At 45.5% G+C, this 16,900-nt stretch carries 8 protein-coding genes; 7 read left to right on the forward strand and 1 reads right to left on the reverse strand.

Annotation, left to right across the window (positions count from 1 at the left end; all coding sequences use genetic code 11):
- Positions 1-12 precede the first annotated feature (12 nt).
- The 6 genes from SE18_RS10855 (at position 13) to SE18_RS10880 (ending at position 10,890) form a co-directional block, all read left to right on the forward strand.
- Positions 13-1,041 (forward strand): tyrosine-type recombinase/integrase, encoded by a 1,029-nt coding sequence (locus tag SE18_RS10855; RefSeq protein ID WP_054534481.1) that lies wholly within the window; start codon positions 13-15, stop codon positions 1,039-1,041.
- On the forward strand, positions 1,038-3,356 hold the full coding sequence (locus SE18_RS10860) for a tyrosine-type recombinase/integrase (RefSeq protein ID WP_054534482.1): 2,319 nt from the start codon (positions 1,038-1,040) through the stop codon (positions 3,354-3,356). Before SE18_RS10855 ends, SE18_RS10860 begins: the two co-directional genes overlap by 4 nt.
- Before the next feature lie 79 nt (positions 3,357-3,435).
- Entirely contained in the window at positions 3,436-6,237 is a 2,802-nt protein-coding gene (locus SE18_RS10865; RefSeq protein WP_054534483.1) for a restriction endonuclease, read from the forward strand.
- Positions 6,238-6,318: 81 nt separating this feature from the next.
- Complete coding sequence (locus SE18_RS10870) at positions 6,319-8,229, forward strand: class I SAM-dependent DNA methyltransferase (RefSeq protein WP_152976613.1); 1,911 nt, start codon at positions 6,319-6,321, stop codon at positions 8,227-8,229.
- A 14-nt stretch (positions 8,230-8,243) separates the two neighbouring features.
- Positions 8,244-9,542 (forward strand): hypothetical protein, encoded by a 1,299-nt coding sequence (locus tag SE18_RS10875; RefSeq protein WP_054534485.1) that lies wholly within the window; start codon positions 8,244-8,246, stop codon positions 9,540-9,542.
- A gap of 133 nt (positions 9,543-9,675) precedes the next feature.
- Positions 9,676-10,890, forward strand: a complete 1,215-nt coding sequence (locus tag SE18_RS10880; protein ID WP_054534486.1) for a serine integrase family protein — start codon at positions 9,676-9,678, stop codon at positions 10,888-10,890.
- 1,008 nt (positions 10,891-11,898) lie between these two features.
- Here SE18_RS10880 and SE18_RS10890 read toward each other — a convergent pair.
- On the reverse strand, positions 11,899-12,465 hold the full coding sequence (locus SE18_RS10890) for an FHA domain-containing protein (RefSeq protein ID WP_054534488.1): 567 nt from the start codon (positions 12,463-12,465) through the stop codon (positions 11,899-11,901).
- A 611-nt stretch (positions 12,466-13,076) separates the two neighbouring features.
- Here SE18_RS10890 and SE18_RS10895 point away from each other — a divergent pair.
- On the forward strand, positions 13,077-16,604 hold the full coding sequence (locus SE18_RS10895; protein ID WP_054534489.1) for a protein kinase domain-containing protein: 3,528 nt from the start codon (positions 13,077-13,079) through the stop codon (positions 16,602-16,604).
- Positions 16,605-16,900: the final 296 nt, after the last annotated feature.

Below are 16,900 nucleotides of genomic sequence, written 5' to 3' on the forward strand. Positions count from 1 at the left end.
ATAGAGGTGGATATGGCTGGAATATTTTGGGAACGATTTCCGAGCATGGCAGCCTCCCCGCAAGTACGAAGTTGGATTAGTATTCAAATTAATCTTGGCCTTTCTCCAAACACCGTTGATGCATATGGGCGAGCACTTGAGGATTTTCTTTTGTTTAGCCAAAATGAGAATCAAGACTTACTGAGTTTCAAACGAGAACATATATCACGTTATGTTAGTTATCTTGCAACGTGCCCTAATCAAAGGACACGCTCAAGAGTAGGTCTTGCAAATGCCACGATGCAGCAACGCCTTACAGCAGTTCGGCTCTTTTACGACTACCTGATCGAAGAAGGAATCCGACCAGATAACCCAGTCGGTAGGGGACGATACACGCCAGGTAAGTCTTTTGGTGGGCAGCGGGATCGAGGACTGATTCCGAAATATGAAAAGCTCCCGTGGGTACCGACCGAGGAGCAGTGGCAGGTCATTGTTGGCATTGTTCGGCAGGAGGGAGTACGCAATAGGATTATGTTTGCGCTAGCCTATGAAGCGGCTCTACGCCGAGAGGAGTTGTGTTCCTTAGAGACTGGCGACATCGATCCTGCTCACCGTCTGCTTCGCATCCGTGCCGAGACAACCAAGAACCGACGCGAGCGTATTGTGCCCTATTCTGAAGCTACAGGCATGCTCTACAAGGCATACCTGGATCATCGGCGCACGATCAGTCGTGAACAAGGCTTGCTCTTTCTCTCAGAGTCTCCGAGGAATCATGGCAAGCCCCTCACCATCTGGACTTGGTCGAAGGTGGTCAAGGATCTGGCAAACCGATCAGGAATAGATCAGCTGACGACACACACAACGCGCCACCTTCGGATTACCGATCTTGCTCGGGCTGACTGGGATATTCATGATATTGCTGCGTTTGCTGGTCATCGTAGCATTGAATCGACCTTACGCTATATTCATCTCAGCGGAAGAGACTTGGCTGCAAAGCTAGAACGTAGCATGCGTGACATCCATACACGTCGTCTCCAACATATAACTGGGAATATGGAATGAGTAATCAGACTTCAGGAAGATGGATATGGCCTATTGATCTCTCACGCTACGACTGTTGTGGGGATTTGAGCGTTGAAGAGCAGAATGAGTTGCATGATCTTAACTGCCGATCGGTAACCGATCGCAAGAACTGGTCGCCTCGCAGCCAAAGAGTATTAGGACGACTCATTTCTCCAATAGATGATGTTCTTGATAGTACAGGTTGCACACGGCAGCTTGCGCGTCAAGATGTCTATGGCTTTTTTGTTCGAGAAATGTACCTTCGAGGTAGAGCTTTTTGGGTGTGGGAATCCACAGAATGGCCTGAGATATTAGATACTTCAAGAGCTGATACACGGCAAAGAGACAAGCTATGGAACGTTCGTCAGTATACTGTTGCCGTTGCTTATCTACTCTGTAGCTTTTCCGAATTCCGGGCAATAGGGCCATTCCTCCATCGATCCTTCGCTGAGAAGATTTTTGGCACAGAGCTATTACATCAGTCTACTCGCTCAGTAATTGATGTATTGGTGGGCTGGGGATATTCTGAAAAGCGCCTTTCCTCTTCGGTGCAGGAAGCGATGGCTGAGTTGCTACTTCGCAATAGAAGCCCTTATATCGCTGATTTGAAGTATGAAACGCTTACGAGTGCTTTAAATATCGCCCGGTCAAAAGTCTCACGGCAAGGAATCCTGCTTATTTCTCGTGTCCTACATGGACTTAAGATTACGTCTCGCGAAGTGGCTATCCGAGCAAAACAGGATGAGCGATTTCAGGAGGAATCGCTCCTGTCTGGTATTGATTCAATATGGGTAGAGTGGTGTCGGCGCTGGAGAAATACTTCAACGTTAGCTAATAATACACGGCTAGCAAATTACACTCGGCTGCTTCGCATGGGGCGATGGCTGACCCAATATCATCCTACTATTACTGCTCCTGATCAGTGGACACGAGAACTAGCGGCTGAATTTGTTGCGGCTGTTGATCGCTGGTCTGTGGGAGATTTAGTCCGAACAGAGCGTCTGAACCAACAGAAAGTCGGTAAACCTCTGTCACCAGGTGCGAAAACAGCGCTCCTCGGCGCAGCTAGGGTGTTCTTCCGTGACTGTCAGGAATGGGGCTGGATCCCTCGCCGTCTCGATCCCTCCCGATCTTTTGGTACGCCTCGCTCCATACGCTCACTTATCGGGCCAGCACCTCGTGTTATTGCAGACGATGTTTGGGCTAAACTACTCTGGGCTGGCCTTAATCTTCAGGCAGACGATTTGCCTGGAGCTATGTGGAAAAGAGGTCCGCACGATTATACGGATCGCTCCCTTTGGTATCCCATTGAGATGGTTCGAGCACTGGTGATTGTCTGGCTATTTGCTGGTCTAAGGCGAGATGAGATCATCCGCCTTCGCATTGGTTGTATTCGTTGGAGCCAAGGAGATACCTCTATATCGAGTGAGGAATCAGCTACAGCGAAAGATGTAACTTGTTGGTTAGACGTGCCAGTCAATAAGACTACAACAGCATTTACGAAGCCTATTGACCGTCTTGTTGGTGAGGCCATTGAGGCATGGCAACGGGTACGCCCTGAGCAACCATCTAATGTCGATCAGAAAACTGGAGAGGTCGTAGATTATCTTTTCTCATATCGTGGACAACGAGTGGGGAAAGGTTTCCTGAATGACACCCTTATCCCGATTTTATGCCGAAAGGCTGGTGTCCCAGAACACGATGCGCGTGGAAATATTACGAGCCACCGGGCTCGCTCAACAATAGCAAGTCAGCTAGCTAATTCAAAAGAGCCAATGAGCCTGTTTGAACTACAGACATGGCTTGGCCACGCATCCCCTGAATCTACGCTCTCCTACGTGCGCGTAACGCCAACTAAGCTTGGGCAGTCGTACACAAGCGCTAGCTACTTTGAGCGCAACATACGCACGATTGAGGTACTCATCGACCAGGATGCTGTACGCAGCGGAGCTGCGGCGGCGGGAGAACCTTGGCGGTTCTATGATCTGGGACATGGCTACTGTACATATGACTTCTTTAACCAGTGTCCTCACCGAATGGCGTGTGCTAAGTGTTCATTTTATGTCTCAAAAGCATCAAGCCAATCACAATTATTAGAGGCAAAAGCAAACCTCTTACGGATGAGCCAAGAAATTCATCTGACGGAGGATGAACGATTAGCAGTTGAAGATGGTGCTGCTGCAATAGAGCAACTACTATCCAAACTTGTAAACGTTTCTGCTCCAGATGGATTTATTCCTCGAGAATATTCTGCAAGTAAACAGGATATTATGCTATTAGAGGCCTACAACAAAAACCTTTTGAATAATCGATAAGTAATATTGTAACCAAATCGAATTATTTGCTAAAACATCTTTGCTTAGCAAATGACATAAACCTATAGGCGAGGATTGCATGCATATTGAAGTCGCAGTACATGATGGTGTTTCTTCAACAGTTAGAGGCAGTCTTTTAGAGCAACTAGTAGAAGAATTTCTTGAAGCTCAAAACTATGAAGTTTTTACACAGATTCGCAAAATTGGGTCAGAATTGGATATAGTATGTAGACATAAAGTTAATCGCAAAGAAATATATGTAGAATGTAAAGCATATCGGGAAACTCTATCTGCTGTAGAACTTCGTAAACTCTTGGGAACCATTGAATTTGAACATTATGAAGAAGGATGGCTAATATCAACAGGACCATTAGGAAAAGATGCTAAAGGATGGCAAAATGATTGGGAAAATAGACCAACTAGGGAATCTCAAAAATTAAGTATTTATACTCCTGAACGTATCATTGGTTCACTTATAGCATCAAAGGTTATAAAACCATTTCCTAATATTATAGCCCTAGATATAGTAAAAGATGAGAATCTACTTGGTGAAGGTATGTTACTGGTTACCGAAGCTGGTACTTACTGGGTTATGTCTTGCTTATCAGGCGGTGTACCGTCGGGTGTACTAGTTTTTTCCTCAAAAACCGGCTTACTTATTGAAGATTCTCCTTTATTGAAAAATCTATCTAAGACTGACAATAGTCTAAGTACACTTGATTTTGAATATTATCTTAAATTTAATGAACAAACATCTGTTTCGAACGATATAAGTGGATTGAGGAAGGTTATTGAGGTGCAAATTGGTGATACCTGGTCAGACTATAGACCTTCCAAACCAGAACATTTTGTAGGTCGTATGGATGCTCAAACGAATATAATGCGTTTTCTTGACACAGTAATTAGTAAAGAGAGCAATACTAGAATATTCGCCATTCGAGGTGATTCTGGTATGGGAAAAAGCTCTCTAATAGCAAAGATTCGCTCAAAAGTTAAAAATAAGATGTATAGAAAGAAATTTTTTATATATGCGGTTGATGTACGTGCTGCAACAGGAGGAACATATATACATTGGTCTCTTCTTTCATGTTTCAGAAAGGCAGCTAGTCATGGATTTGGTTACACTAATTCAGATGATATTCGTATCAGCAATGCAACATCACCTTTAGAGAGTGATAGTATACAATTATTCTTATCGGAACTTGAGAAGAAAGAAGAGGTAGTATGCCTTGTATTCGACCAGTTTGAGGAGTTATATTCAAAACCAGACTTATTTGATGTATTTGATGTTGCTAAACGATTATTTTTAGATACCGCAGCATTAAAATCCAATTTTGTACTTGGCTTTGCGTGGAAAAATGATAGTACTGTTCAGCAAGATAATTCTGCTTATTTCTTTTGGCAAAGTCTTGCAGATCATCGGCGAGAGATATATCTAGCCCCTTTTAATCATACAGATGTATCCGCAGCAATTACAATTTTTGAGAAAGAATTAGGTGAGAAAATTCATCCCGACTTACGAAGACAGTTAATAGAGAATAGTCAAGGATATCCTTGGTTATTAAAGAAACTATGTATTCATGTGTATGATCAAGTTAGATCAGGAGTTAGCCAAATTGAGTTGATCAATAAAGCTCTTGATGTTAAATCGTTATTTGATAGAGATTTACAAAACCTTACACAAGCAGAGAATACCTGCTTAAAGATCATAGCTGAAACTGCACCTGCAGATTGGTATGAAATATTAGAGTCATCAGGTCAAGAAATACTAAGGAATCTCTTAGATAAGAGACTTGTGGTTAGAAGCGGCGATAGAGTTAATTTATACTGGGATATTTTCAAGGAATATGTATTAACTCAAACTATTCCTTTTATACCCTTGACGTATCTTCCATCATCACCGTCCATTCAAAAAATGTTACAGGTTGCACTTTATTTAGATCACGATCAAATTTATAACTATACATATCTTGGAAACGTTACTAAAGCTAGTGAAAAAACTGTAGGCAATATTATACGTGATCTAATAATGTTTGGTGCAGCAAAAGGAAGCCAATCACAAGTTCTTTTAGATCAATCAGTTCCTAGTTCTAGCCCAATAGATATCTTACGCAGACTCAGACATGTCTTTAAGCGACATGCTTTAACTATCGAGCTGTCTAAAAATAAGCAAGATGCGTATATAACTCTACAAGATATTATTACTATACTGAAACAAATAAATCCAGCAGCCCAACATAATGAAAATACATGGAAGGTATATGCTGAGCGAATGTTACATTGGTTATTAGCAACAGGATATGTAGTAGAAAATGATAATGATTGGATATTTAAAGATAAAGGAGATGTAGTTATTACAAGTTTTAGAAAAGTATTAAGACGAGTTACAAAAAACGCATTTTTATCAGCATCTTCTCCTGCTAAAACGTTAGAAGCTTTTCAATGGTTAAATAAAAATCAACCTCAATCTCGGCTAGATATTAAGATAGCCGGATATAGAAATGCTATTATGATATTAAGAAGTTTAAAGTTAGTTAAGAATGAAAAGAAATTATTTACTACTATTTTTGAAAGAAATTCGCCTGATGAAGATCTATTAAAATTATTATGGCAATCTATAAATGAAGATCGTAGTATTCAAAATGTTTTGAGATTTATGCAAAATAATCCTTATGCAACAGGATCTGATATAGGTCGGTTTATTAATCAAGAATACAAAAAAAATTGGACTACCTCATCTGAGCAAAGAAATGGTAATGTTTTACGGAAATGGGGTATTTGGTTATTAGAGGGAAGTAAAAGTGATAATATCATTAATCCTATATCTAAAAGCGATAAAGAAAAATTTAGTAATTTGCAAATTCGTATAGATATAATTTAGAAAGATTTAACAAAAAGCTAGATATTTTTTTAGAACAAATATTCTTTATTGGGTTTTGTTCTAAAATTCAAATTCCACATAATGGGAACGCTGTTTGAGCGATCGCTGGACCCGAATAAGCGCTCACAGCTTGGCGCACACTACACGAGCAAAGATGATATTTTGCTGGTGGTGGAGCCGGTGGTGATGCAGCCACTGCGGCGTGAATGGGTAGAACTCCAAGGGGTCATCAATACGCTGGATGTGCAACGCGTGGCCGCCAGTCCTGCGCAACAGGCAACAATCACAACCAAGATGCGAACGCTTATTGATACGTTTATCTATCGCTTGCACACTCTCAAGGTTCTTGATCCGGCCTGTGGGAGTGGGAATTTTCTGTATGTAGCCTTGAAGTCGGTGCTGGACTTGGAAAAGGAAGTGATTACGTTTGGGGCCGACGTGGGGCTGGGTTATCGCTTTCCCATGGTCAGTCCAGAACAATTCTTGGGGATTGAAGTCAATGAGTATGCCCACGAGCTGGCCCAAATCACGGTCTGGATTGGCTACATTCAATGGTTGCGCGATAACGGCTTTGGCGATCCGTCCGATCCAATCCTCAAAACGTTGGCCACGATTACCAATATGGATGCGATTCTGGCATTTGATGCCCATGGGAATCCGATTAAGCCCAAATGGCCACAGGCTGATTACATTATTGGGAATCCACCATTTTTGGGAAATAAGAAGATGCGGGCTGAATTAGGGGATATGTATGTAGACTCACTTCGGGAACTCTACCAAGAACACGATCTCGGTGGCATCGATTTTGTTGCTTATTGGTTTGAACAGGCGCGAAATATGATTGCTAGTGATTTGTCGCAACGTGCAGGACTTATTGCGACGAACTCAATTCGTGGCGGGGCAAATCGTAAAGTTTTAGAGCGTATCAAAACATCCGGTGATATTTTTATAGCGTGGTCAGATCGTGAATGGGTTTTGGATGGCGCAGCGGTTCGTGTCTCTATTGTTGGATTTGATAAGGGTGTAGAGCACACGTATGTGCTTGATGGCAAGAATGTCCTTTCGATTAACCCAGATCTTTCTACGAATACAAATGTTTCAAAAGCTTATGGATTAGCCGAAAATAAAAATATTGCGTTCTTAGGTATTTTTAAAGTTGGACCTTTTGACATTGATTCCACTCTTGCCCAAAAGTTTCTTCGGCAACCAATAAATCTTAACGGAAAATATAATCATGATGTTGTTTTGCCTTGGGTAAATGCATTGGATATTGTCCGTAGACCACGAAATATGTGGATTATTGATTTTGGAGATTTATCACAAGACGAGGCATCACTCTACGAGGCTCCATTTGAATATATACGGGAGGTCGTTAAGCCTATCCGAGATACCAATAGAAGAGAAAGGCGCAAGAATTACTGGTGGCAACATGGTGAGACTTCGCCCGGAATGCATAGAGCGATAGATCGATTAGATCGATTTATTGCAACACCATGTATATCAAAGTACAGGCTTTTTGTCTGGATAAAACATCCAGTTTCACCTGACCATGCTCTTACCGTATTTGCCCGTGACGATGACTATTTCATGGGCGTATTGCATTCACGAATCCACGAACTATGGGCCTTGCGCCAAGGAACTTCATTAGAAGATCGTCCACGTTATACCCCAACCTCAACCTTCGAAACCTTTCCCTTCCCATGGCCGCCAGCGAAGGAACCCATAGACTCCCCACTGGTCACGGCCATTGCCGAGGCAGCAAAAGAGTTAGTTGAGAAGCGGGATCGCTGGCTGAATCCAGCGGGAGCCAGCGAGGCTGAGTTGAAAAAGCGCACGTTGACCAATCTCTATAACGAGCGCCCCACGTGGCTGGACTTGGCGCACACGAAGCTCGATAAAGCCGTGTTTGCCGCCTATGGCTGGCCTGATACGTTGACGGATGATGATATTCTTGGCCGCTTACTGGCGCTTAATCATGAACGTGCAAAGTAATTTGGGAGGATTATATGGAACCTTTAACTATCTTTTATTCGTGGCAATCTGACTTACCAAATAGTACAAACCGTGGTCTCATTCAACAGGCATTAAAAAATGCGGTGCAAGATTTAAATAGGGGTGATGCGGTTTCCATGGAGTTGGCTGTTGATCGCGATACACAGAATGTACAAGGCGCAAGACATATTGCAGAGACTATTTTAGAAAAGATTCGGCGCGCAGCCATCTTTGTGTGCGATGTTTCATTTATTAATAGTCAATCTATTAATCCCGAAGATCAAGATCGTCCACGGTTAACTCCAAACCCAAATGTGTTAATAGAACTAGGATATGCATTCCATGCCTTGGGGGATGATCGTATTCTTCTCGTATTTAATAATGCCTTTGGCAAGGTAGAGGATCTTCCTTTTGATATTCGCTTTCGTAAGGTACTTCAATATACCTCGTATGAAACCGATCATGATCGGGCAACAGTCAGAAATCCGTTAATTGGTCAGCTTAAAAGCATTCTTCCAGCAATGATTAAGAGCGTCGAAACTACACGCCATATAAATATGCAGGAATTGATAAACAAAGCCACAGAATTTCATAGACAGCGAATAGAATTCGTGAATAAAGATGAAGAATGCCTACAAGTTAATTCAATCAAGCCGTTCTTATTGTTCCACGTCATTCCTTTATATCAGCATGGAGGAGAAAGTATTATTGATCTTGGGCGCGAGGAAGTCCGAGAACAATGCGAGATGGTTCATCCATTCATGAGGTTTCCCGACTCCTCACGAATATCTAGGGGTAGTTTTAAGAACAAGATAGAACCAAAATATATGGATGAAAAGGATGGTGATTATAGACGCTCTTATAGTCAGATATTTGTTGATGGAACAATAGAGTTCGCAGATGTTTACCTCCTTTCAGATGCGGCTTGGAACATTGGAACTCTGAAAAAAGGTTTTCGCATTCCAGCAATAGATATTGCTACTATTAAGGCTACACGACGAGCGCTGAGATTTTATCAAAGTCAGAACATTACAGCACCAGTTGCTTTTTTTCTTACACTTTGCAACGCTGAGGGATTATCAATTCTTATGGATGAACGAGGTGACTTATTAGGACGACCACTGGTTGGCAATGAACCTCTAACATTTAGAGGAGCAATTATGAACAATATCGCAGATTTGAATGCAGTTGAAATTGCTCTTAAACCAATATTGGCTGAAATATGCCAATGTTTTGGTTTACCTAGCTCACTTAGTTATTTAGATGATGGTAGCCTTCATCCTCTGGTAGCAAGAAAAAGTAAACTGGATTAACATCTCTCAAAAAAGATACGCATTCACCTTCAAAAGATTAACCCCCTTTTCGTGATACACTTTGAGGACAACTTTAGGGCGACAAAACAACCCAAAAACGCGAAAAATGTTGTATCACGAAAAGGGGTAGGGTATGTGGCTCAATTATGGCATTTCTGATGAGCGGGGCTTAGTGCATATTAGCGACACGCCGCGTGGGCGATCCGATCTGCACTGCCCCTATTGCCATACGATCCTGATTGCGAAGAAAGGCCACATGCTCGCGCATCATTTTGCGCATGATGGGCCAACCTGCAATCCTGCAAATCGTACCACTGAGTTGCCCATATTGCCTTTCTTTCACTCATTTACCCTCCATTTGACCCCCAAACTCCTTGACCAACTCGAAGCATTTAAGGATGGCCGCCGCAGTGCGACCCACTGGCTGCAACAAGAACACTTGATTCGCTACAACGAGTTTACCCAACGCCATGAACTAACCAAGCTTGGCCAAATTCCCTTCGGCATGCTGTCCGTTAATTTATTTAGCCAGGTCCATGATGCGCGTTTGGCCGACCATCACGACCAGATGGATTGGTGGTTGCACAAAGCATGGAAGGAAGGGAATCCAGTCGCGATAGCGGATGCCAAGACGGATTTAATGTTGTACCGCGCCCAGTGGCAGCGGGTGTTGCAGTGCGCGTTGTATGTGGTGGAGATTCAGACTGACACCGATAGGTTTTATAAGGTTGGGATGACGAGCCGTCCAATCGAGGAGCGGATTGTAGAGATTCAGGCCACCATCAAGCCCCATATCGGCGCGGCCACCATCAAGCCTTTAGGGGTATTTCCCCAGCGCGGCCACGTGGAGCCATACGTGAAGTTTAAGTATGCAGGCCAGCGCCGCGCGATCGGCAATTTCACGGAATATTTCGATTTTGCTGACCTGAAAGCGACGCTGCGAGATCTGCGCCGGATGCCTACGAAGGTGTTGAGCGATCTTGAACAGAGCATCGTTGATGGCATGCCCTCATTAACGATGCAGGCGATGGTTCAGGCGCAGCTGGAGCAGGAACTCGCTGCGCAGCGGGCAGCACAGATAGCGTATCACCGCGAACAAACGAAGGCAGGCATGGAGGCGGCGCGGCAGGCAGGCGTGCATGTTGGCCGACCAAAAGGCTCACGCCAGGTGAACGCGGTGTTGCTGGCCAAGCCCAGCAGTCAGGCGATTATCCAGTTCCTACATGCAGGTATGTCGCTGCGGGCAACAGCGGCAGCAGCTGGCGCGGCGGTCAATACCGTGCGCAAGGTGAAAGCGGCCTTGGAGGAGATTGACAGGCTTGATAAAATGGACACAGCAACGGAATGAATCACTCGTCATTTGACATAATTTTATTGGTTAGCATCATGATGCAAACACGTGGCCACTTGATCGGGCTGCATGCTACTTAGCGAGCTGGTTTGTTTGCGAAAGTGGACACAGAGGACTTGGAATGGACACAATCCTCTGGCGGGGATTAAAACCCAATTGGCGCAGTGACAACAGTGACCGTCTTTTGAGCCTTGGAATGGACACAATCCTCTGGCGGGGATTAAAACGAGGTTTCCGTCTGCGGTTCTGCGGTACGTATTGATTGATAGAATAGGCCCAATCCTCCGGCGGGGATTGCCTACACCTTAAGGCCTAAACCCAAGTTTCTCGCAGCCGGGCGCAATAGCATTAAAAAAAGTTTATTTGTTAGATAATTCCGCTATTTTGCCTCAAAAAATCGCCAAAATAGCGTGGGATAGCGTCACTTTTTTATGAATATTGGAAGATAATCGCAAAGATGGCAATCATTGTTTTAGGCTATTCTAATGGCCTAAAACACGCCATGTTGCGGCTGGATGTAAAAATCTTGGGTTTGGGCCTAATAGGTGGGTGCTAGGGGAGGGCTCTCTCCCCCAGTTTCACACAGTGGCTGCCACGACTCGTGCGAGGTGCAATCAGATACATGTGGCTAACAATGGTCAAGTGTTCTTTTTAGAGGAAGCATATGTTCGGCACTCGTTCTCGGAAACGGCACCTACTCATCATGGGTATGATGATCGGCACGTTCGTCTTGGTGCCTAATCCATCACGTGCCTTCGCGTCACGCGGCCGCACCAAGAGTGCAAAACTATTTGGAAATTAAATGTTAGTTTGCTCCCATCCGAATAAAACTCTTTCATAATTTGAAGTGTAATTAACCCAATCGGCGCTCCATGAAGAATTATTTCAAGATAGCCATTAATACCAAGATCAGTGTTAAGGGTTTCACACCAAATCATCCCCATTTGATTTGCTACCAGCCATATATAGTGCACGCCTTGACGTTCGGTAACCGCTGCGAAAAAGTTATTTTGTTGGAATGACCTTTTCATACTGGTGAAATAAAAAAACCGCTGACTCAGTATTTTGGTTCGGCCCCAAGGTGATTTGATCACCAACCTTCAATTGATGGCGATCTTGTATTTTATCATCGTTGAGATATGTTCCCCTCCGACTTTCAAGATCTTGAATAAACATACGTCGGCCTTGCCTGATTATTGCGCAGTGAAGATTACTCACCATACCGTACGTTTGCGCAATGATAATGGCACATTGAGATCGCCCCATTGTCACATAATCAAACGCAAGTCCGTGGGTACTTAAGCGTTGATTATCCTTCATCAAGGACAAGTAGGCATATGGAGCGTTGGCATTAATTTCAGCCATCGCTATAGGTTCTGCTTGGCGAAACTCGAACTCAGCCATAATTGATTCAATCGCTTGCTGTTCGCGATAAATACTATTATTTAATTCCGTGGAGATGTGAATCCCAACTTGAGAGGCTTGAATTTCAAGTATACCTAGATTTCTCCGATGGATGTTCAGGATTTCCCGGAGGTCTTTAGTCAAAATTTGTGCATACGACTTAGCCATAAATCCCTCCTTACAGAGCAACCTGTCGTTACAGTGTTGGGCTTAAACGCGCGGCCCCCGAAACATGGCAGCAAACGTATGTGCGTATACGAACGATGGCGAACCCGTTGATTAACCGTGTTGTTTCGTTCGCCGCCACAGCCGATCGGCATCATTAATGGCACCAGCGTACTCCGGAGATGACAGCAGCATCGGATCTTCGCGTGACGAATGCCCAGGACAGCTTCGTGGCCTCGAGACCCGTTGGATATGGCTGGTGGTATTGGTTGTTCCGCCGATTCCTGTGATAACGATCAATGTTCATCGATAGAGACGATCTGTTTTATGCTCAGCGTATTTGTCAGGCTCTATCGCACGGGTAAAAGCGAACATATGTTCGATTCCATGTTTCGGGGGGGCCGTGCGTTTAAGCCCTGTTGGTTAATTGCATCTTTGTCACAAACGAAAATCGCGAACGACTGCAACGACTCTCATCATATCGTACGTTCTGTTGTCTAGCCTCGTCCGTTTGCAAGTGATATATTACCTCAATAGGTAGCGTTGCTATCAATCCATCCTCACTAAAAATTCCATCCATTCTCTGGCAGAACGAGTTTGCGAAGGGAGCAGTCATGATCGAATATCAGGTCGGCGATATCATTGTAGGAGAATATCATGTTTTTCAGGTTTTGAAAGGCGGACAGGGGATTGTCTACCTCTGCAACATCGGTCTGGGAACCGTAGCACTCAAAACCTTCAATAATACAGTGGCGTGGGATACCAATAGGCGCAATATGTTTCGCAAGGAAGCTCTGGTTTGGTTAAGATTAGGCTTCCATCCCTACATTGTCGCGGCTTTAGGGTTTCTGATGGTAGGCGAACAACCGTACATTTTGTCCGAGGCCATAGTCGATTCCGATCAACGGTCTTTTAGTCTAGACACACTTCTGCAAGAGCGTGGTCAACTTACCAACAAAGAGGCCGTCGTGGCTTGTTGGCAAATAATCACTGCTATGCTATTCGTCACGCGCCAAATGCCAGATCTCGTGCACTGCGACTTAAAACCAAGCAATATTCTCGTTGATTCAAGTGGTACCATGCGTATATCCGATTTTGGCCTTGTCCAAGCGCTCTCCAATCCGCAAGCAGGCTCCATCCCTTATATGTCCCCGGAGCAGGTGCGTGGCACCCCGCTCGATGCCCGCAGCGATATCTTCGCCTTAGGCGCTATCACCTACGAGCTACTGACAGGCCGCCTAGCCTTTCCTGTCGTGCGTCCAGGGCAAGAGTCGAGTCCACAAGCCATCTCACAAGCGCTTGCGGATTTGGCCAAGCTTCATAGCGCAGGGTATATCCCCGCCGATATCGACTGGCGTGTACCCTCGGATTTGAGAGCATGGATCAAACGGTGCTTAGCCAGCAATCCGGAGGATCGGTATCGAGGGTGGGACGAAGCGCAAGCAGCGCTGGCATATCTGGCACGAACCCGATCAATTGTCCTTGCGCAACCCGCTGCATACGAAGTCCCGCCTCAACTTCTTTTTCTAAAGGCGTTTTCATTCCTCACACTCGGCTATGGGAGTGATGCATGGGAGCTTTGCAACGCCCTGTTGGATGCCCATCCGCATTACAAAGAAGGCCAGTATTTGAAGGTCGCGATATTGTTTGAAGCAGATGGTGAAGAGGCGCAACAAGTTAGAAACACATACATCGATCAACTACTGGCCACTGATCCGCACGACGCGCGATTTTGGGTGTTCAAGGCACTGGTAACCGATGCGGAGGATGATTCGAATTACGCTTATGCCCTTGAATGTGTTAATCGGGCGCTCGCACTTGACAGTCAGTTAGCTGATGCTTGGGCTGGACGGGCGACCATCATGGCGATCCACCACGGCACGCTGAATCTTGCCAGTGATACGCCACCGCCGCCCGATGAGATGATCGAGCGAATCATTAGCGATATTCAGCGTGCTGTCACACTTAATCCGGCGATTTTTGATTTCAATCCAGCCCTCATGCCGATTTTCATCCGATGCTGGCGTTGGCGCTCTTCTCCAGAATACGCTCTACAATTGGTCAGCGAGGGATTGAGTCGCTATCCCATGTCAACCGGGCTGCTCTTGCAACGAGCTGATATCTTGCTTGATCTAGAACGATTTGAGGATGCCCAGGAAGATCTTGATCGTATTTTCTCACTTGACGAGAATTCCTTCCAATACGCGGCCATTCAGCGAAGAGCCAACCAGCAACGCTGGCCAACGCGTTACGGGCTAAGCACTGACAACTCTACGGGATGGATTGCTTGGTGGGAACAGGCCTCGCAACGCGAACGCGAGCTTGATGCACGCACTAGTGCCGGTTACGATCCGCTGACCTTTGGGCGCAATGTGGACGACTATGTTTGGCGGGCGAAGTATTATGAAACCCGAAAACAGCTCGATCAGGCAATTCAAGAAGCGCATCAGGCGCTTATGCTTGACCCTTGGAACACCAACCTGCTTTGGCTCAAGAGCACATTGCTCGCTACGATTGATTACAACGAGGAGGTTATAAAGCTTCTTGAGCGCGCCCGTACCCTGGAACGAAGCGATTTCAATATCCATCGCCTCTATCTAATCATCCTGATTAAACACACCCGCTTTGCCGAGGCTATCACCGAATGCCTGTCGCTCAGTCAGGAATTTACCGATAGCCAAGAGGATCTCATGCGCATTCAGCATCTTGCCTATCAACAGCGCGGCTTTTTGCATGATCACGGCAGCCAAATAGGATTAGAAGCAGCACTGCAGGACGCAAACAGCGCTCTGCATTTAGACCCCCGATCTGGTCTATCCTACGAATTGAGAGGAATGGTCAACCGCGATCTCGGGCAATATGAAGCCGCGCTTGAGGATTTTACCCACGCGATTGCCTACAACGAAGCGCCCTCCAATGCATATGCGTATCGATCAAACCTTTACCTCTTACTTAACGACCTCCCGAAGGCGCTGGCTGATGCCGAATCGGCGATCCAAGCGAATCCAGAGTCGGGGTACGCCTATAGCATTCGGGCTGACTGTGCCATGCTGGAGCGGCGTATAGTCGCCGCACAAGAGGATTATGACCTAGCTATCCGACTCGAGTCCGATCTCATACCTGCCTATGTTGGTCGCGGTTCCATCGCTTTGTTGCAAGGAAACACCGAGGCCGCCCTAGCCGATTGCAATACTGCTATCGCGCAGATGCCCCTCTTTGCCCCAGCCTACATCGGTCGCGCCGGCGTCCAAATCGCGCTGGGCCGATTAGAAGAAGCAACCGCTGACCTTGACACATTCATGGAGCTTATGCCAAACCCACAGCCGATCTTCGCTGTACAGTTGGCTTATAACCGCGCCGTTTGCTACGTACAGGAGCAGCGCTACGGTGAGGCCTTTCAACAAATCAATCAGGGACTTCAACATATCGACGGAATCATACCAATAGCGCAGGGGCCTTACTCGATACTCTTGCTCTCGCAACGGGCTCTCTTATATGGCGGCGTATACCAACGCCCACATGAAGCGCTGCGCGATACCGAACGTGCGCTGTCAATAGACTCCCAGATCCCTGATCTCCTTGTGCTACACGCCACATTGCTGATGCAGTGCGATGATTTTGACGGAGCCTTTCAAGCCGTCATTCAAGCTCTTCAGATCGAACCACGGCATGCTCCTGCGCTTGCGCTTCGCGGTAGTATATGGACGTTCGTTGACGAACTTGATAAAGCCCATGAGGACTTAACGTTGGCTTTAGACCTTGATGATCAAATTCCTCAGGCCCACTTGGGCATGGGTGTCTTACTGACAAAACGAGGAGAACTCCAAACCGCTTTGATACACCTCGAACAGGCAGCCGCCGCTGGTTTGCTACCAGCCCATGCTCTGATCGGCGAGATTAAGCAGGCAATCAACCCAACAATGAACGAACATTCTATCGATAAACTACTTGAGACTGCCTTCGAGGCGTTTCAAGTGGCTAAATCCTTTGAGGAAATCCAGCATATCGTCGCCATGTGCCCACTTATCGCAGATCATCAAATTATGGCACTGCTCGAAGAAGGCATTCAACAAGAGATTGCTACTGAGGAGCGACCGTTATTTCTTCAGCGCTTGCAATGGCTTCGGCAAGCCAGCCTCTGAGTGCCTAGGCAAACCAGCGGCTGGTTAGATTGCGTTTATGCTATGCAAATGGCTCAGGACTAACATTGCTATCACTATTCGCCATTTGTCATAATGATAAACCACCAGTGTTGCTCCATGAATAGATCACTAGTGGCAATTCCTTTTAACTGCTGCTAATAGGAGTAATAATAAGATTCGTGTCACGAGACGATACACCAGCAAAAATTCAATAGCTATAGAATGATCCATCCGCTGATTCCTGTGATACTTGTGAAAGATCGTATCAGCAAGCGGTGTCCATAATACACCGATTC

Origin of the sequence: Herpetosiphon geysericola, assembly GCF_001306135.1 — a bacterium.
GTDB classification, from domain to species: Bacteria; Chloroflexota; Chloroflexia; order Chloroflexales; family Herpetosiphonaceae; genus Herpetosiphon; species Herpetosiphon geysericola.